Annotated in this window: 13 protein-coding genes; 8 read left to right on the forward strand and 5 right to left on the reverse strand. The window is 63.9% G+C overall.

Annotated elements, in window-relative coordinates; genetic code table 11:
• Nucleotides 1-6: 6 nt before the first annotated feature.
• Genes ACVENA_RS20080 through ACVENA_RS20100 form a run of 5 tightly spaced genes read left to right on the forward strand, consistent with a single transcriptional unit; the run spans nucleotide 7 to nucleotide 7493 of the window.
• Nucleotides 7-1653, forward strand: coding sequence for an alpha-glucosidase (locus ACVENA_RS20080; protein ID WP_137869761.1), 1647 nt, complete (start codon nucleotides 7-9; stop codon nucleotides 1651-1653).
• The gene (locus ACVENA_RS20085; RefSeq protein ID WP_257546725.1) at nucleotides 1653-3695 is read left to right on the forward strand and encodes a glycoside hydrolase family 97 protein; all 2043 of its coding nucleotides are present in this window, start codon (nucleotides 1653-1655) and stop codon (nucleotides 3693-3695) included. The genes ACVENA_RS20080 and ACVENA_RS20085 overlap by 1 nt, the downstream gene beginning before the upstream one ends.
• The gene (locus ACVENA_RS20090; protein ID WP_058457390.1) at nucleotides 3692-4609 is read left to right on the forward strand and encodes an alpha/beta hydrolase; all 918 of its coding nucleotides are present in this window, start codon (nucleotides 3692-3694) and stop codon (nucleotides 4607-4609) included. The genes ACVENA_RS20085 and ACVENA_RS20090 overlap by 4 nt, the downstream gene beginning before the upstream one ends.
• Nucleotides 4606-6132 carry a tryptophan halogenase family protein gene (locus ACVENA_RS20095; protein ID WP_257546721.1) on the forward strand — a complete coding sequence of 509 codons (1527 nt, stop codon included), beginning with the start codon at nucleotides 4606-4608 and terminating at the stop codon, nucleotides 6130-6132. The genes ACVENA_RS20090 and ACVENA_RS20095 overlap by 4 nt, the downstream gene beginning before the upstream one ends.
• Nucleotides 6129-7493, forward strand: a complete 1365-nt coding sequence (locus tag ACVENA_RS20100; protein WP_449326776.1) for a cation:proton antiporter — start codon at nucleotides 6129-6131, stop codon at nucleotides 7491-7493. The genes ACVENA_RS20095 and ACVENA_RS20100 overlap by 4 nt, the downstream gene beginning before the upstream one ends.
• 728 nt (nucleotides 7494-8221) lie before the next feature.
• Here the strand turns inward: ACVENA_RS20100 and ACVENA_RS20105 are convergent.
• The 5 genes from ACVENA_RS20105 to ACVENA_RS20125 all read right to left on the reverse strand — a co-directional run bounded on the left by ACVENA_RS20105 (nucleotide 8222) and on the right by ACVENA_RS20125 (nucleotide 15022).
• The gene (locus ACVENA_RS20105) at nucleotides 8222-9412 is read right to left on the reverse strand and encodes an IS91 family transposase (protein WP_257546699.1); all 1191 of its coding nucleotides are present in this window, start codon (nucleotides 9410-9412) and stop codon (nucleotides 8222-8224) included.
• Between the two features lie 5 nt (nucleotides 9413-9417).
• Nucleotides 9418-10326: a tyrosine-type recombinase/integrase gene (locus tag ACVENA_RS20110; protein ID WP_257546696.1), complete on the reverse strand. Its 909-nt coding sequence runs from the start codon at nucleotides 10324-10326 to the stop codon at nucleotides 9418-9420.
• A 180-nt stretch (nucleotides 10327-10506) separates the two neighbouring features.
• Entirely contained in the window at nucleotides 10507-11985 is a 1479-nt protein-coding gene (locus ACVENA_RS20115; RefSeq protein ID WP_257546694.1) for an AMP-binding protein, read from the reverse strand.
• Nucleotides 11985-13400 (reverse strand): amidase, encoded by a 1416-nt coding sequence (locus ACVENA_RS20120; protein WP_449326777.1) that lies wholly within the window; start codon nucleotides 13398-13400, stop codon nucleotides 11985-11987. The genes ACVENA_RS20115 and ACVENA_RS20120 overlap by 1 nt, the downstream gene beginning before the upstream one ends.
• A complete protein-coding gene (locus tag ACVENA_RS20125; protein WP_449326778.1) occupies nucleotides 13397-15022 on the reverse strand; it encodes an MFS transporter in 1626 nt (541 codons plus the stop codon). Before ACVENA_RS20125 ends, ACVENA_RS20120 begins: the two co-directional genes overlap by 4 nt.
• Between ACVENA_RS20125 and ACVENA_RS20130 the strand changes: the two genes are divergently transcribed.
• The 3 genes from ACVENA_RS20130 (at nucleotide 14975) to ACVENA_RS20140 (ending at nucleotide 18931) form a co-directional block, all read left to right on the forward strand.
• A complete protein-coding gene (locus ACVENA_RS20130) occupies nucleotides 14975-15847 on the forward strand; it encodes an alpha/beta hydrolase (protein WP_257546688.1) in 873 nt (290 codons plus the stop codon). The two genes, ACVENA_RS20125 and ACVENA_RS20130, sit on opposite strands and share 48 nt — an antisense overlap.
• 33 nt (nucleotides 15848-15880) lie before the next feature.
• Nucleotides 15881-18190: a TonB-dependent receptor gene (locus tag ACVENA_RS20135; RefSeq protein ID WP_449326779.1), complete on the forward strand. Its 2310-nt coding sequence runs from the start codon at nucleotides 15881-15883 to the stop codon at nucleotides 18188-18190.
• A 114-nt stretch (nucleotides 18191-18304) separates the two neighbouring features.
• The gene (locus ACVENA_RS20140) at nucleotides 18305-18931 is read left to right on the forward strand and encodes a TetR/AcrR family transcriptional regulator (protein ID WP_257546683.1); all 627 of its coding nucleotides are present in this window, start codon (nucleotides 18305-18307) and stop codon (nucleotides 18929-18931) included.
• Nucleotides 18932-18977 lie beyond the last annotated feature (46 nt).

Consider the following 18977-nt stretch of genomic DNA (forward strand, 5'->3'; position numbering starts at 1 on the left):
ACAACAGTGACGATAAACCAGCCCCTCGCAAAAGACCCGCATAGCTGTACCGAAGCCTCTCCGCCTTGGTGGAAGGGTGCCGTCATATATCAGGTCTATCCGCGTAGCTTCGCCGATTCGAACGGCGACGGGGTTGGGGACCTTGCCGGCATTACTGCCCGGCTCGACTATATCGCGTCCCTCGGTGTCGATGCGATCTGGCTTTCTCCCTTCTACCCTTCGCCGATGGACGACTTCGGATATGATATTTCCGACTATCGCGGCGTCGATCCGATTTTCGGGACTCTCGACGATTTCGATGCACTCATCGCCCGCGCGCACGCGCTTGGTCTGAAGGTAACCACCGACCTGGTTTTTGCCCACACGTCGGATCGCCATGCCTGGTTCGCCGAAAGCCGCACGAGCCGCGAGAATTCGAAGGCCGACTGGTATGTTTGGGCGGACGCGCGGCCCGACGGTACGCCGCCGACCAATTGGCAGTCGGTGTTCGGGGGCCCCGCCTGGACGTGGGACGCGCGCCGCGGCCAATATTATCTCCATAATTTCCTAGGCTCGCAGCCGCAGCTCAACGGGCATAACCCCGACGTGCAACAGGCCCTGCTCGACGTCGTGCAATTCTGGCTCGACCGGGGGGTCGACGGCTTTCGTATCGACGCGATCAATTTCGCGATGCACGATCCCGAACTTCGCGACAATCCGCCGGCGGCGCCCTCGAACAAGGTCCGGACGCGGCCCTTCGATTTCCAGCAAAAAATCTACAACCAGTCGCACCCCGACATCCCGTTGTTTCTCGAACGGATTCGGGCGCTTACCGATCGCTATGCCGACAGGTTCACTGTTGCGGAGGTCGGCGGCGACGACGCGGTGCGCGAGATGCGGCAGTTTACCGCCGGCGGGCACCGGCTCAACAGCGCCTATGGCTTCGATTTCCTCTATGCGGACCAGCTGACCCCGAAGCTCGTTCGCGAGGCGGCGGAGCAATGGCCCGATGCGCCCGGGACCGGCTGGCCAAGCTGGGCCTTCGAAAATCACGATGCGCCGCGAGCTCTCTCCCGCTGGACTCCGCCCGGCGCCGACCGCGCGGCCTATGCACGAATGAAGATGGCGCTGCTTTGTGCGCTGCGCGGCAACATCATCATTTACAACGGCGAGGAATTGGGACTGGACCAGGTCGACATACCTTTCGAACTGATCAAGGATCCCGAGGCTCTCAAGAATTGGCCGCTTACCTTGTCGCGCGACGGCGCGCGCACGCCGCTCCCGTGGGAGGGCGGCACGGCCCATGCGGGCTTTTCCAGCGCTGAGCCTTGGTTGCCGCTGGGCGCGGCACATGCGGCGCTCGCGGTCGACCGGCAAGAGGATGATCCGGCCTCGCTGCTGCATCTGACGCGTCGACTTGTGGCGCTGCGCGCCGGGTACCCGGCCCTCCGCGCGGGCGATAACCGGAACTGGATAACCGAGGGCGATCTGCTCGCCTTTGACCGAATTGCCAGGGACGATCACCTTCGCTGCCTCTTCAATCTTGGAAATGGAACAATCGACATTTCCGGGCACGCGGGTGTCGGCACGCCGGTCGTGGCGCTCAACGGAGCCACCATCGATTGTCTGCCGCCCTGCGGCGCGCTCTGGCTGAACGTCCAAGGAGATATGTGATGCGCCGTCTGGCTCTGGCCGCCTTTGTTTCGTTCGCCCCGGTTCCCCTCCTCGCCCAGCCGGCGCCGGCGACGCAAACCGCCACCTCGCCCGACGGCAGCATCGTTCTGACGGTGTCCACCGACGGCGACCAGCGACCGACATGGTCGCTGTCGCGGCGGGGCAAGCTGCTCATCGCGCCCTCGAAACTCGGGTTCATCCTGACGGACGGCATCGGATTGCAACGCGGCTTCTCGATCGTCGACAGCGAGCGCAAGCGTTCCGATACGCGTTGGGAGCAACCGTGGGGCGAACGCCGCTTCATCCGCGATGTGCACAACGAACTGCTGGTCCGGTTCCGGCAAGACGAGAGCTGGGGCGGCCACGCGATGAACCTTCGCTTCCGGCTTTTCGACGACGGCATCGGCTTCCGCTACGAGTTGCCCGAACAACCCGGCTTCAAGACAGCGCATATCGCCGACGAATTCACCGAGTTCGACATCGTACCCCAAGGGACGGCCTGGTGGATTACCGGCGGCGAATGGAACCGCTATGAGCAGGTCTACCAGAAAACGCCGATCGACGCCGTCGCCACGGCGCACACGCCGTTGACCATGCGCCTCGACGACGGGACGCATCTCGCCTTTCACGAGGCCGCGCTGGTCGACTATGCGGGCATGTGGCTCAAGCGCGCTGAAGGGCAGAAGTTTCGCGCCACCCTGTCGCCGTCGTCGCGCGGACCGCGCGTCACGCGCGATCTGCCCTTCGCGACGCCATGGCGGACGATCAGGATCGCGGATTCGGCGGCGGGTCTCGTCGAAAACGACCTCGAACTCAACCTGAACGAGCCGAACAAGCTCGGGGACGTCAGTTGGGTGAAGCCGATGAAATATGTCGGAATCTGGTGGGGCATGATCCGTGGGGACTGGAGCTGGGCCGAGGGGCCGAAGCATGGTGCGACGACCCAGAGAACCAAGGACTATATCGATTTTGCCGCGAAACACGGGTTCGGCGGGGTTCTGGTGGAAGGCTGGAACAAGGGCTGGGACGGAAACTGGTTCGGCCATGGCGACAAATTCAGCTTTACCCAGCCGACCGCGGATTTCGACCTCGCGGCGGTGACCGATTATGCGAAGCGCAAGGGCGTGACGCTGATCGGTCATCACGAGACGGGCGGAAACATAGCCGTTTATGAGGCGCAGCTCGAAGATGCGATGAGGCTGTATGGAAGGCTTGGCGTCAAAGCCGTCAAGACCGGTTATGTTGCCGACGCGGGCGGGATCATCGCACCCGGCGATGCGCCTGGCGAAACCCGCATGGAGTGGCACGACGGCCAGCGGCAGGTCGAACATCATCTCAAGGTCGTCGAGACGGCGGCCCGGTACAAGATCGCGGTCAACCCTCACGAACCCGTGAAGGACACCGGCCTTCGCCGCACGTACCCGAACTGGGTCGCGCGCGAAGGTGCGCGAGGCATGGAATATAACGCCTGGGGCGCCTTCGCCAACGGCCCCGATCACGAGCCGACGCTGGTGTACACGCGCATGCTATCCGGACCGATGGATTTCACCCCCGGCGTGCTCAGCCTCGAGGGCGCAAACAAGGCGCCGCTGGCCTCGACGCTTGCGAAGCAGCTTGGGCTCTACCTTGCGATATATTCTCCCATCCAGATGGCCGCGGACTTCATCGAAAACCTCGAGGCGCATCCGCGCGAACTCGACTTCATTTCCAAAGTCCCTGCCGATTGGTCCGAGAGCAAATTGATTGCCGGAGAAGTCGGCGACTATGCGATCTTTGCCCGCAAGGACCGCGCAAGCGCCGACTGGTATGTCGGCGGCGTCAACGATGCGACCGAGCGGACGCTGTCGCTGCGGTTCGACTTCCTCGATCCCGGCAAGACCTATACGGCAACCATCTACAAGGATGGCGAAGGCGCAACCTATCTCACCGACGCCCGGCACCGCATCGCCTATGACAATATCCGGGTGAAAAAGGGCGACACGTACCGCCTGTGGCTCGCTCCGGGCGGGGGAGCGGCCATGCGCCTGCATCCCGGACGATGACGATCCGGCGGCACCTGGTGGCGGCGCTGATGGCGCTGTGGGCGCTGCTCGCCCTGCCTGCCGAAGCCGCCGATCGCGGCCGTCTTCTCCAATATGATCATGTCTTCGCTGCCGGATTGCCCGAGCAACGCCTGACGATCTGGCTGCCACCCGGCTACGACAAGGGCGTCCGTCGCTATCCGGTCGTCTATATGCACGATGGCCATAATCTCTTCGATCGGGCGTCGTCGAACTTCGGGAAGATATGGGAGGCGGACCGCGCCATGCTGGCGGCCATGAAGCGAGGAGCCGAGCCGCATATCATCGTCGGTATCTGGGCGCCGGGCGTGGATCGCTATCGCCAGTATCTTCCGGCGAGCGCGTACCGGCTCGCGGCGCCCGATATTGCCGCTTCTATGGCGGCGGCGGCGGGCGGTCCGATTCTGTCGGACGCCTATCTCGACTGGCTTGCGGGGCCTCTGAAATCATGGGTCGACGCGACGCTGCGGACTCGTCCGGGGCGCAACGACACCGTGATCATGGGATCGAGCATGGGCGGCCTCATGAGCTGCTATGCCTTTCTCGAACGTCCGGCGGTCTATGGCCGCGCGGCATGCGTCAGCTCGCATTGGCCGGCGGTCGCGCCCGGCGCCGTGGGCGACGCGGACCCTCGGCTGATCGCGCTCTGGGATGGTTGGTTCGCGGCACGCCTTGGCCCACCCGACGGGCGACGTCTCTGGATGGACCATGGCACGGCCACGCTCGATGCCCACTATGCGCCATATCAGCAAGCGATCGACGCGCGCCTCGCCGCCAGCGGATGGGAGCGGGGACGGGAATGGCAAAGTCGCGTCTATGATGGCGCACCGCATGACGAAAATGCGTGGGCAGCCCGTCTCCCGGAAATTTTCCTCTTTCTCATGGCGCCGCGATGAGCCCATCCGCCGAGGAACTGCTTCATATCGTCATTCTCGGCGGGGGTAGCGCCGGGTGGATGACGGCGGCGCTGTTTGCACATCTCTGGCGTGACAGCCCGATCCGGATTTCGGTCGTCGAGTCCCCCGACATCGGAATCATCGGGGTGGGTGAGGGGTCGACACCGCAGCTCAAGGCCTTTTTCGACGGCCTTGGCATAGCCGAAGCCGAATGGATGCCCGCGTGCGACGCCACCTACAAGCTCGGGATAGCGTTCGAGGGCTGGTCGGCGGGTGGCCAGGAGTCGGGCTATTTCCACCCCTTCCCGGGAACGCTCGACGTGCATACCCAGGCCGAGTTTTTCCGCAACGCCGCGTTACGGCGGACCGGCGTCGACGTCCCGGCAAATCCGGACCGCTTTTACCTTGCCGGGCGGGTCGCCGCTCGCGGAGGGGGACCGCATGGCGGCGAATCCTTCCCGTTCGATCTCGCCTACGGCTATCATTTCGACGCCTATAAGCTCGGCGCGTTTCTCCGCGATCACGCGGTATCGCAGGGCGTGACGCATCTTGCGCGGAAGGTGGTTAGCGTCGACGTCGGGGCCGACGGCAATGTGCGATCGCTGGGGCTGGAGGGCGGCGAGGCACTGGCGGCGGATTTTTTCGTCGACTGCAGTGGTTTCGGGGGGCTGATCGCCGGACAGGCGCTCGGCGCGCGCTTTCTGCCATTTGCGGAAAATCTTTTCAACGACCGGGCCGTCGTCATGCCGACGGCGCATGACGAAAGGGGCCCGGTCGTCACGGCTACGAAGAGCATCGCGATGACGGCCGGGTGGCGCTGGGCCATCCCGCTGACCACGCGGATCGGAAACGGCTATGTCTATTCAAGCCGCTATCTTGACCGCGATCAGGCCGAACGCGAGCTCAGAATTGCGCTTGGGCTAACCGATGCGGATGGTCCGGCGAGACATCTGGAGATGAAGGTCGGACGGCTCGAACATAGTTGGACGGCCAATTGCCTTGCGATGGGTTTGGCGCAGGGTTTCATCGAGCCGCTGGAGGCGACCGCGCTCCACATCGTCATCGCGACCGCACAAGAGTTCATCACGGCCTTCGAAGGCGGAGGCTTCACCCCCAGGCACCGCGACATTTTCAACGCCCGGATCGCGGCGCGCTATGAGGGCGTTCGCGACTATATCGTTGCGCATTACCGGATGAACCAGCGCGACGCCGATCGGGGCTACTGGCGCGATGCCGCCGGACTCGAGACTTTGTCGGACAATCTTAAGGCGATGATCACGGCCTGGTTCACGGGTGCCGATATTGGCGAAGCGATCGAAGATCTCCGCATCGGCGCCTTTTACCCGAATATCAGCTGGCATTGCCTGTTCGCCGGATATGGTGTTTTCCCGTCCAATGCCGCCATGCGATCACCCGTCACGACCGACCGCCCCGCCGATCTTGCCGCAATCGACCGCTTTCTGTCCCGAGCGGAGCTAAATTTCGTCCCGCCCACTTTTCCCGTCGCGGCCCGGCGACCGTGACGCGCGAACTCGTCGAAGATTTCGCGCGCGCGATCGGCGATGCGCTTGGTGCGCACGGCCCTGCTGTGGAGGCAGCACGAAGCTACACGCCGGGGGACTACAGCATCCATTTCTTCCTGCAGATTGCGGTGATCCTGCTCGTCTGCCGGATCACCGGCTGGGCGGCGAAGAAATGGTTCGGCCAGCCGCAGGTCGTCGGCGAGATGATCGCTGGCGTGCTGCTCGGCCCCTCGCTCCTCGGGCTTTTCTTCCCCGATTTTCAGGCCGTGTTGTTCCCGAAAGAGACGCGCAACATCCTCTATGTCGTCGCGCAGTTCGGGGTCGGGTTATATATGTTCATCGTCGGGACGACGCTCCGTCTTGACCATTTTCAGTCGAAGGCGCGAAGCGCCGCGGGCGTGTCGGCCGCGGGGATCATCGTGCCCTTCCTCTTTGCCTTTGCGATCACGCCATATCTTCTGACCATTTCGGGCCTCTTTTTGCCGGGAATAGGTCCGGTGAGCGCAACGCTGTTCATGGGCGCCTGCATCGCACTCACCGCGTTTCCGATGCTCGCGCGGATCATCAACGAGCGCGGACTTGCGAACACATCGCTCGGGACGCTGTCGCTGACGGCCGGCGCGTTCGACGATGCGGTGTCGTGGTGTGTGCTCGCGATCGTGCTCGCGACCTTCGGCGGAGGACCGGGTGTCGCGCTGCTCGCGATCTTCGGGGGCGGCGCTTATGTCGCGTTCATGCTGCTCGCGAGCCGCCGCCTGTTCATGCTGTTGGGCCGCGCGGTCGAGGCGAAGGGCGAGCTGACGCACACGCTCTTTGCAGTCGTGCTGATCCTTTACGCGCTATCGGCCTTCGTCATGGACACCGCAGGCATCCACGCGGTGTTTGGCGGCTTCCTGCTTGGCGTCTGCATGCCGCGCGGGCTATTCGCCGAGGAAATCCGTCGCAAGATCGAGCCGATGACGGTCGTGCTGCTGTTGCCGATGTTTTTCACTTATTCGGGGCTCAATACGCGGCTCGACATGGTAAATGACTGGAAGTTGCTGGCGGTCGCGCTCGGTATTCTCGCGGTGTCCATCGCGGCGAAGTTCGGCGCTTGCTGGCTCGCTGCACGGCTGGCGGGCGAGAACAACCGCACCGCGCTTGGCATCGGCGCGCTGATGAATGCACGAGGGCTGATGGAGCTGATTATCAGCAACATCGGGTTGCAAAAGGGTATCATCGGCCCGACGCTGTTCGCGATGATGGTGCTCATGGCAATCGCGACGACCGTGATGGCGGGGCCGCTCTTCGAACTCGTCTATGGCCGCAAGGCGCGCGAGCGCGGCGAGCTCGCCTCGCTCGGCGGAAGCACGACAGGATAAGCAGGTTGCAATCGGGGAATGCCAGCCGCGCTAGCTCGGCATAGTGCGGATGCGGTGAAACAGCCGTTCCGTGAGAGGCCGATCGCAAACGATTTATGAATTCCTTGCTACCAAATGCGGAGCGCCGCGGCTTGATACCGTGTCGATCGAGCCGCCATTGGTCGTTGCGCTGGCATCGACCGGAATGCTGGCAGCTTTTGAGCTACCTCCCCCCCCACCATCTGATTAACCGACTATAATTGCCGTTGCCGTTGCCGGCCTTGGCTGTTCCAATGTCGGGTAGTTGGGCAATCACTTAAGAGGTTTCCTGGACGGCCATTTTGACCGCTTTGTCGACGTAAATGTAATTCTGGATATCCGCCTCACGAGCTAACGCAACCAAATGTCTGCTTGTTGAGATCTGCGTCCCGGAAGCGGCCTGACAGCAAACGTTGAGAGTTTCGGACGCCGCCAGGCGTCGGAAAGTCTTCGATGCCCGAACCGCGGTGGTCATGGTGTGAGCTATGGGGAAAGCTGTTTTGCGGAGATCGTGGGGTAGCTAGGTGCTGCCGAAAAGCGGACGTGCGCGATAGCGGACCGTCTGCATATGGGTCGCAAAAGCGGACGCCGAAAAGCGGGCGGACCGATTTTGGTGGTGCGACGTCTGCTTTTGGGCAGCCCCGTCGCGAGCGGGTCCGCTTCCAGGCGCGGGTCTGCCCTGGACGAGGAAGGCGACGGGCCGTGCCGGGTCACGGCGCCGGTGTCCCGGGTGCGAGGGATGGCGGTGGCGGCGCGCGGGACTGGTAGCGGCGCTCGAAGACCTCAATGATGATCATGGTACCGCCGCAGCACGGGCAGGTCGGTCGGGGCTCTGCATCGTCGGCGGGCTCGTCGGTCGGTGGGGGTGCGACATCGAGCAGGCGGCGGGCGCGTTCGAGATGATCCTTGCGGTGTGCGCTGGCGAGGAGGCCATAGTGGCGGATGCGGTGGAACCCGCGCGGCAGGGCGTGGAGGAGGAAGCGGCGGATGAACTCGTCGGCGCCGAGCGTCATGACCTGCTGCCGTCCAGCGCCGGCCTTGCGGTAATCCTTGTAGCGGAAGGTGACGCCTTCCTCATCGAACCGGAGGAGCCGACTGTTCGATATGGCGACCCGGTGGGTGTAGCGCGCGAGATAAGCGAGCACGGCCTCGGGACCAGCGAACGGCGGCTTGGCATATACGACCCAGCGCTTCTTCCTGACGGGAGAGAGGTGCCGCAGGAAAGCACGTCGTTCGCCAAGATGAGTGAGGCTGCCAAAGAAGGCGAGCTTGCCGGCATCGTGCAGCGCGCGAAGGCGGGTTAGGAACAAGCGTCGGAACAGGGCACCAAGGACGCGGACCGGGAGCAGGAAGGCTGGGCGTGCGGATATCCAGCGCGTTCCATCGCGGGAGATGCCGCCGCCGGGCACGATCATGTGGATGTGCGGATGATGGGTGAGCGCCGAGCCCCAGGTGTGGAGGACGGCGGTGATGCCGATCCGGGCACCGAGGTGCTTCGGGTCGGCGGCGATGGTCAGCATCGTATCGGCCGCGGCCTTGAACAGCAGGTCATAGAGGGGCGCCTTATTGTGGAAGGCGATCGCGGCAACCTCGGCAGGCAGGGTGAACACGACGTGGAAATAGCCGACTGGGAGCAGATCGGCCTCGCGCGCCTCGAGCCAACTGCGCGCCGCAGCGCCCTGGCACCTGGGGCAGTGCCGGTTGCGGCAGCTGTTATAGGCGATCCGCCAGTGCCCGCAGTCGGTGCAGGCCTCGACATGCCCGCCGAGCGCGGCGGTGCGGCAATGTTCGATCGCCGACATGATCTTGAGCTGGTGCAGGCTCAGATGCCCGGCATGGGCGGCGCGGTAGGTTGGCCCGGCAGCGCGGAAGATGTCGGCGACCTCGAGTGAGGCGCGCATCGACCTCAGCCGTCGGGCGCTTCCTCGCTGGGCGATGCGAGCGCGAGCCTGTCGAGCGGGCTGACGATCGAGCGAACGGTCCTCGTCGCAACCTGGGTGTAGAAGGCGGTGGTGTTTAGCTTGGCATGGCCGAGCAGCGCCTGGATGACGCGGATATCGACACCGTCCTCGAGCAAGTGGGTGGCGAAGCTGTGGCGCAGCGTATGCGGTCCGACGCGCTTGTCGATGTCTGCTGCTTCAGCGGCTTCGACGACGACACGGTAGAGCTGGCGGGTGCTGATCGGCGCCGCTGTGCTCTGTCCGGGAAAGAGCCAGCCGTCGGGGACGAGGATGCCCTGTTGCCGCCCGGCGCGCCACCAGTCGCGCAGTAGCAGGAGCAGCCCTTCGGGCAGCATGGCATTGCGGTATCGCCCGCCTTTACCGTGCTCGATCCGGAGCAGCATCCGCTTGCTGTCGATATCGCTGACCTTGAGCGCCGACACCTCGGCGACGCGCAAGCCCGCGCCGTAAGCGACCGACAGCGCCGCCTGGTGCTTCAAGGAGCGCGTGGCATCGAGCAGGCGCTTCACCTCGGCCATGGTGAGGACGACCGGGATCTTGCGTACCTGCCTGGTGCGGACCAGCTTGCGCGCGAGGTCGGGGCGGTCGAGCGTGTGCGTGAAGAAGAACCTCAGCGCGCCGACGATGCTGTTCATGGTCGGCGCCGGGACGCCGGCTTGTTGCTGCTCGATCTGGAACTGCCGGATATCCTCGGCGCTTGCGGTGTGCGGCGAGCGCCCGAGCCAGGTCGCGAACCTCCCAACGTCGCGCAGATAGTTACGCTGCGTCTCCTTCGAGAAGCGGCGCATGGTCATATCGTCGATCAGGCGCTGGCGCAGCGGGCTGATCGGGCCAATCTGGATAAGTTCATTCATCGTTCGACTCCTCAGGTGAAGGAGCCGAAAGGGTCTGCCTGCGGCAGCCCACGTTCAATCAGGCGATGCGCTCGAAGGGCTGCTTTACATCGAGGCTAGCGCCAATCCGCGCAGCGGTTCGTGCACCGGCCATACTGCGCCGCTTATCGACGCCCAATGTGCGGCTTCGTTGGTCTTCGATTATTGCTGGAACGGCTTTCGAGCTGTTATCCAGGCAAGCCTTTCATCACGCAAAGCACTGCGTCGCACCTTGCCGGCATCGTCGCGCAGCGGGGTCTCCACCACTTCATAGCTTTCGGGCCGCTTATAGGGCGCGAGCCGCTCCGCGACAAAGGCAGACACATCCGCGATTTCGAGTGTCACGCCGGGCCGGGCTTCGAGAATTGCGTGGACGCGGTGACCAAATTCTTCGCACGGCAGGCCGATGACGACGGCGCTCACAACCGCGGGATGTTCGTCGAGCGCCGCCTCGACCTCGGCGGGGTAGATGTTGGCGCCGCCGCGGATGATCATGTCGGTGCGCCGATCGGCGAGAAACAAATAATCATCGACGTCGACATAGCCCATATCGCCAAGCGACATCCGCCCCGCATCGTCGAGGCGGGGTGCGGCGCCAATATAGTGAAAGCCTTCGGCGGATGCGGCGGGAAAGAAAATCTCGCCGATCTTGCCGGGCGGGCAAAGTTCGCCGTCAGCGTTCCGGATGGTGATCGTGTCGGGCGCAACACGGCCGACCGACCCCGGCTTGCGCAGCCATTCGGTTCCCGTAATCATGGTGCCTGGAGTTTCGGTCCCGGCATAACCTTCGAGGATGCGCTCGCCGCCGAGCCAGTCGATCCAGGCATGCTTGAGCCAAACCGGACAGGCGGCTGCCATATGAACGACGCACGTCAGCGACGACAGATCATAGGCCTTTCGGATCTCCGGCGCGAGCGACCAGATGCGGTGCATCATCGTTGGGACCAAAAAGCACCATTCAACCCGCTCGCGTTCGACGATCTGCAGCCATTTTTCGGGATCGAACCGCGCCATCCCGACCACCTGGCTTCCCGCGACGAGCGCGAGGTTCGAGAAGAGAAAGGGCGCGTTGTGATAGAGGGGACCCGGATTGAGGAGCGTGCCGCCGCGCGGCATGCTGACGAAATCGATCAGCTGGTCGATCTTGGCCGAGAGGCTGGGTGGTCCATGATCGACGATCAGCTTCGGCCGCCCGGTCGAGCCCCCACTGGCGACGGCCTTCCAGCTGGATGCGGGGGCACGCAAAATCGAGGCCGTTTCCGGCGGTAGGGGAGAATCGGCGGCAATTATTCTGCGCTCGATCCGGGGAAGTCGCGGCGATCCGATGATGACGCGCGGCGCGGCCAGTTCGACGATTGCGGAAAGCTCATGCGCAGGTAACCGAGAGGGAAGGATACAGGGCGTTGCGCCAGCCTTCCATGCGCCGAACGTCCATTCGTGATGCGCGGTACCGTTGGCAAGGACGATCGCGACCATATCGTCGCGGACGACGCCCGCTTCCAGCAATTGCGCGGCTCGACCGTCCGAGCGCGCGTCAAGTTCACGCCATGTCAGGCTGTCCTCGTCATACCGTACGGCGACCGCATCCGACGTCGCCGCGGCATGGCGTTTCAAGACGGCGCCGAAGCTCTCGCCTGTCATCACTGACCGACCCAGACCGGCGGGGTATGTCGCCACCATGCGACGGCATTCTCGAGTTGATACGCGAGCGCGAGCAGAAGCGCTTCGCCGCCGGGCCGGGTTGCGAACTGGACGCCGACCGGCAAGCCGTTGTCGCTGAAACCCATCGGCAGGCTGATCGACGGCGAGCCGGCGAAATTGTCGATCCAGCAATAGCCGGCATAGTCGAGCAGATGATCGCGCTGGTCGAGCCACGCCGTGTGGGGCCCGAAGACGCCGACGCGGACGGTTTCAGTGCTGAAGGTGGGTGTCATCCAGATATCGATGTCGTCCAGCAGCGCTAGATAGGATGCGGCATTCTGCTCCATCAGGGCCCATGCCGCATCATATTGCTTGTCTGAAATCCGGTTTCCCTGTTCCACGATCGTCCTTGAGCGATATTCGAGATCGTCGGGCGTGATGGCAACGCCGAGCTGTTCGGCGATCGGCTCCAGTCGCCGCGCAAATCTGCCTTCGGCCAAATCGCGTAGCGCGGAGATGGCGGCGGGGGCGTCGAACGGCAACCGGCCATCGCTGACGCCATGGCCAAGCCGTCCGAGCAAATCGATCGTGTCCGAAAAGACCCGGGCGACGCTCGCGTCCGGCTCCGCGGCGGTGCGCATTACCTCGCTATAGGCGTGAATGCGAAGCTTGCTATCGACCGGCGCGGTTACGAGCGGCACCGGCGCGAAGGCCGCGTCGGGCGCGCGCGTCTGGGTTGCCTCGAGCCAAGCCGCGGTGTCGCGCACGGTGCGGCTGACGCAGCCATCGACGTTCAGATCGGCGATCGAGCGCATCGTCTCGTCGCCGATATTGCGTCCGCGCGACGGCTTGAGACCGACGAGGCCGCACGGCGCGGCGCCATGGCGGATCGACCCCAGCCCGTCGCTGGCATGCGCGATGGGAACCACTCCAGCTGTCACGGCCGCCGATCCGCCGCCCGAAGAACCGCCGGGTGTATGATCCAGGTTCCAGGGATTGCGGGTCACGCCCACCAACGGCGATTCGGTTACCACGTTGAGTCCGAGTTCGGGCATCGCCGAACGGGCGATCGAAATTAGACCCGCGTCATTTATCGCGCGGGCATAGGGTCCGTCTTCGGCGGGAACGAAATCGCGGAGCACGGCGGCACCGAAGCTCGACGGTACGCCTTTTTCCAGAATGGAATCCTTGATCAGGGTCGGGAGACCGGCAAGCGGTCCCGGGCGCGGCGCGGCCGCCTGCGTACGCGCGCGGTCGAAACAGGGCCATGCGATGAAATTGAGCTGCGGATTGACGGCCTCGGCGCGTTCGATCGCGCGTTCGATCAGCGCGGCCGGCGTCGTACGCCCGGCCTCGATCGCTTCGCGCATGCTGGTCATATCGTCCGGACGGTCGAGTGTGGCGGGGATTGTCATGCTTTCTCTCCTGGAAACTGGGAATGCACGGCGCGGACCGTGGCGGCATAGGGGCGGTGGGCGAGCGACATCAGGACGGCGGCAGCGATCAGTGAGGGTATGCTGGCGATCGAAATCGAATAAAGCATGCCTCGCGGGCCGGACATCAGACCCGAAATCATGCCGACTGCAAGCTGTGAAACCGCGAGGGCCAACGCATTCACGATGCCGAGCAGGGTCAGGACGCGCGCCCGCAGGGAAGCGGGCGCGAGGTCCTGAAATATGCCCGGCATAAGCGCCGAGCCCGCGACGCCCATCGCGCCCTGCAGCGCGGCGACCGTATAGGCCTGGAAGGTCGAGGTGACGAAGGGCAGACACATGGCCGGCAACGGCGTCAGCCAGAGAAAGAAGCTGGTCGCCCTGATCGGCGTGAGCCCGCCGCCCCGCTGCCCGAATTTGAGCGTGATGCCCGGAAGGAACACGCCGATCAGCGTCGCGGCGGTTATCGCTATACCAAGCCCGACGCCGACGGTCGCCGGATTGATACCGAAGGCGCGCGGCAATGCGATGGGAAACCAGATGAGGGCCGAGGTCATCGCCACGGCCATGGCAAATATCGATCCGCAGACGCAGGCAAGCGTGCACCAGTGCGTTTGCGCATAAGACAGAAAGTCCTGCGCCTTGTCCGCGTCGCCGGTTTCCGCCGCACGGACGGCGGCCGCGCGTCTGGCAAGCGGCATCGTTGCAACGAGTAGGAAGAAGAGCGGACTGGGCAGGGCGATTACCACCATAGCGATGCGCCATGAGTCGACTCCCGCAAGCCAGTGAGGCAAACTGCCGGCCGACGCGGCCAGCCATTCGAGCAGCGCCCCGCCAAGCGCCATGCCGATCCCGGCGCCGAACAGCGACCCGCCGTAAAAGATCAGATTGGCCGTGTTGCGCCTCTGTTCAGGGAACAGGTCGGGGATCATCGCATAGATGATCGGCACCAGCCCGGCTTCGCCGATCGCGATGCCGATCGTTCCCGCGAACAGGCCGCCGAAGCTGTCCTGAAATGCGAACAGGAAGGTCGCGAGCGACCAGATGGCCACTCCGATCGCGAGCAGCAGGCGGCGTCCGTACCGATCGGCGAGCCAGCCCATCGGATAGCTCGCGATACATGCGAAGACCGCCATGCCAAGTCCCTGCAGCATTCCGATCTGCAGGTCGGAGAAGCCGAGCGAGGCCTGGAGCGCGGGCGCGATCAGGCTGAGCATCTGCCGGACGACAAAGCCGAAGAAACTCGTCATCAGGAGAACGACCAGCCCATACCAGGTCAGGGCGCTGGCTTTGCTCGCGCCATGCTTGGCAATGCACCCGCTTGCCGCGAACGCAATCGAGGGTGGAGAAGGCCTTTCTAAGGTCAAGGCTGTCCGCCCGTCATGTCCATTCTCCCAAGGCTTGTCTCGAACGGCGTATACCGACTTCCGATCGCATACAACAAATAAGTTGACTTTAATGTAAGTGAGTAGGATGAGTCGTGCGTCAAAAGTTGGCCGTCTCGGGAAGGGTCGGCGCGCAGGTCCATAGAGGCCGTTTGGGATGGAGTAACTCGAATGCAATTTTCCGTTCGCGCCTCGCTCGAGCAATTCACCCTTGCGCATCCTATCCGCGAGGGACTGCTCCAGATCAGCGTCGCGGCCCCGGCGGTCGAAGCGCTCGACGCCGCCGTTCCAGTGCTTTACGTTGTCGATGGCGATATCCTGTTCGGCTTGGCAGCAGAGATCGCGCGGGCGGTTTCGACGGTCGAGGGCTTTCCCGCTTACTATGTCGTCGGCGTCGGCTATGACGCGGCGTTCGCTGATGTGATGAGGCTGCGGACCGCGGATCTCGCGCCACCGATCAGCGCCGAGTCGCTCGAAGGCCTTGGTATGTTCGGCACGGCGATCGGCGGCGAAAACAGCGGCGGTGCGGACGCGTTCCTGGCCTTTCTGGTGGAGACGCTGCGGCCCGAAATCGCAGCGCGCTATCCGCAGACGGCCGGCGGCGCGCCGATCCTCTTCGGTCATTCACTCGGCGGGCTTTTTGCCGCCAACGCACTGTTGACCCGTCCCGAAAGCTTCGCGTCGTTCATCGTCAGCAGCCCGTCGCTCTGGTGGGACGATTTTTCGATCCTTCAAAAGCTCCCAGCGTTCAAGGAGCGGCTCGCGGCGCTGCCGCAGCAGCCGCGCGTATTCGTCGATGTCGGGGCCAAGGAGCAGGACATGCCGACGAGCGTACCCGAAGGGAGGGGTCTGACGTTGGAGGAGGCGCAGGCGCAGGTGAGTGCCGCGCGTATGGTCGATGGCGCCAGGGATTTCGCCAACGCGCTGCGCGGCGCGGGGCTCCTCAATCTCCGCCATGTCGCCTTTGCTGAGGATGATCATGTCTCGGCCGCGCCGACCGCCATTCTCCACGGCATGCGCTTCGCGCTGGGCCGCGCTGGCTGAGCGTCCGCAAATCAGAAAGATTGGGAGGGATTTATGCGAAATCTGCACAAAGGGCTGACCGGAACCGCTCTGGCCATAGTCCTGACATCCCCCGCTGCGGGCTGGGCGCAATCGGCGGAAGGCGGCGCGCCGCAGGACACCGCACAGGCAGCGCCTGACGAAATCGTCGTGACCGCGCAGAAGCGGGAGCAGCGGTTAATCGACGTTCCGTCCGCGGTCACGGCCGTCGGCGGTGAAAACTTGACGCAGCGCAATCTGACGCGAATCGAGCAGTTCGCCGCGTTCACGCCGGGGATATCCTTCAGCGACGGGGCGGCTGGCCCGCAACTGACCGTTCGCGGACTCAACGCCAGCGGCCAGGGCGCAACGACCGCGATTCTCGTGGACGATGTGCCGCTCACCTCTTCATCCTCCTATCAGCAAAGCACGACGCCCAATTTCGACACCTATGATCTCGAACGGATCGAGGTACTGCGCGGACCCCAGGGAACGCTATATGGCGCCTCGGCCCTCGGCGGGCTGGTGAAATATGTGACGAAGGCGCCGAACCTTTCCCGCGTCGAGGGCTCGGCGCAGCTGGAACTCGACCATGTCGACGAAGGTGAAACGGCAGGTAGCGTCCGCGCGGCGCTGAACGTGCCGATTCTCCCGGACCGCGTCGCGATCCGCGTCTCGGGTCTCTACGAACGTCTGCCGGGCTATATCGACAATCCCTTGGGCGATGAGCGGAACGTGAACAGCGGCGAACGCTACGGCGTCCGCGGCGCGTTGCTGTGGCAGGCCACCCCCGATTTCAGCGTCCGGCTCGGCGGTATCTGGCAGCGCGACGATCGCGATGCGCCCGCCAGTATCGACGTGGTCGGTGCCGCGCTCACGCCGGCCGATCCGCCGGCGAACGCCGCGTCGATTGCCCATGGGGGCGAGCTTCAGCGCAATCTGCGTCTGGGCGAACCAATCAAGCGCAAATCGCAGGTGTATAGCGCGACCCTGAACTACGATGCCGGGTTCGCGACGATCACCAGCATTACCAGCTTGGCGAAGATGAACTTCGAGCGCCGAAAGGTCTTCACTTACTATAATGCGGCGCCGGGCGTGACCTTTGGGGACGTTCTGGCCGGGGCGTACGGGCAGCCGGTCGACGTCCGGAGCGACGATTTCACCACGATACGCCGTATCAACCAGGAAATCCGCATAGCATCCGCGCCCGGCTCGGGGGCGATCGATTATCTCGCCGGCCTTTTCTATACGGATGAAAAAAGTTCGCTTACGCAGCTCTTCGACGTGACCAGCGTTGCGACGCCGCCGGAGATTCTGACCCTCCCGGTTCCGGGCGGCGGCCTATATGTTCCCGCCCGCTATCGCGAGATGGCCGGTTTCGCGCAGCTGACCTGGCATCCGCTTTCCAATGTCGATGTCACAGGCGGCGCCCGCTACGCCCGTAACCGGCAAAGGTCGCAGACCACGCGTTTGGCCGGGTTCATTTCGAACTCCTTCGTCGACGTCATCGACCCGCCGTCGAAAACCAAAGAGGAAAAGGTTACCTGGTCGGGTGCGATCAGCTGGCATCCGGCCGAGCGTGTGACGCTCTATGCGCGTGTAGCGACGGGCTATCGGCCGGGCGGTCCCAATCTCGTGCCGACGACGACCCCACCCCCTGGTTACCGGACCAGCTACGGCCCCGACACGACGGTGAACTACGAATTGGGCGCGAAGGGCGAATTGTTCGATCGCCGCCTGAGTTTTGACATCTCGGCGTTCACCGTCGACTGGACCGATATACAGATACCGACATCGGTGGTCGACCCCGACACGGGCGTTCCCAACAATTTCACCGATAATGGCGGCAAGGCCCGCAGCCGCGGCGTCGAATACGCGCTTCGGCTGGCAGCTTCACCGCAATTCTCCCTCTTCGTCAACGGCGCCTATACCGACGCCGAGCTGCGGGCGGCCGTCCCGGGGATCGGTGGCGCCAAGGGCGACCGCTTGCCTTATGTGCCGACATTCACCAACACGCTCGGCTTCGACTATCGTGCGCCGGTCGGCGGCGATGCGACGATGTTCCTCGGGGCGGACTGGACCTATGTCGGATCGCGCAATTCGGATTTCGTCGTCGGAGGCTTGGCTGCCCCCCAGAGCGGCCATCAAAGGCTTCCGAGCTACAACACCGTGAACCTGCGGGGCGGCGTCGACTTTGGCCAGCATCGACTCGACCTGTATGTGACCAATGTAGGGAACGCGCGCGGGCTCTATTATTACCTCAGCGGAGACGGCGCCGGGGCGACAGGCAACGGCATCGTTCAGCAGCCGCGCACCTTCGGCATTCGCTTCAGTTCGAACTTCTGATGGAATTAGGGTCGCGGGCTGCTCGCGGTCCGTGCCTTCATCCGGACCCAAATTTTGAACAGGTGCGAAATCTCGCTTATGAACGAGGCCAATGTCGTTACAGATAATTCCCGCATGACCAGCGTCGCCCAAAAACCGCGCCGAAGCCAAGCCGATCGCAGCGCGGCGACCCGTGCGAAGGTTATCGCGGCGGCGCGCGACGTCTTGTGCGCGCAGGGTTATTCAGGGGCCACGATGCATACGATCCGCGACGCGGCCGGAATGAGCCTCGGCGCGATCCAGCATCAATTCCCGACCAAGGCGAAGCTCATGGCGGCCGTCGCGGGCGAATTCTCGGCGTATCGGGTTCGCGTCTATCGCGAAGCCATTCGGCGCGGACGCACGCCGCGCGAGTCGATGGAAAATCTGATCGATGCGAACTTCGAGATGATCAGCCGGCCCGAGATGGCGGCGGTTCTCGAAATTCATCTCGCGCGCCGCAATGATCCGGACCTCGACCGCGAGGTTGGACCCAGCACCCGCCGCTTCGATCGTCGCGTCCGTTTGTGGGCCTATTCCATCCTGCACGCAGCGGGGATTGCCGAAAATGAAATAAATCTGAGCGTACAACTGCTCAACAATGCTGTCACCCGCGGGCTGACGGTGGAATACATCCGGAACCCGGACGCTGCGTCCATCGAGCGCGCAGTGCGGATTTGGAAGAATCAAATGCTCGATCTGATTTTTGGTGCCGGAGAATGACTTCGGCGGACGTCCTGCTGACGTCGTGCGGTCCATGCCAGGGACG

Source organism: Sphingopyxis sp. 550A, assembly GCF_053569535.1.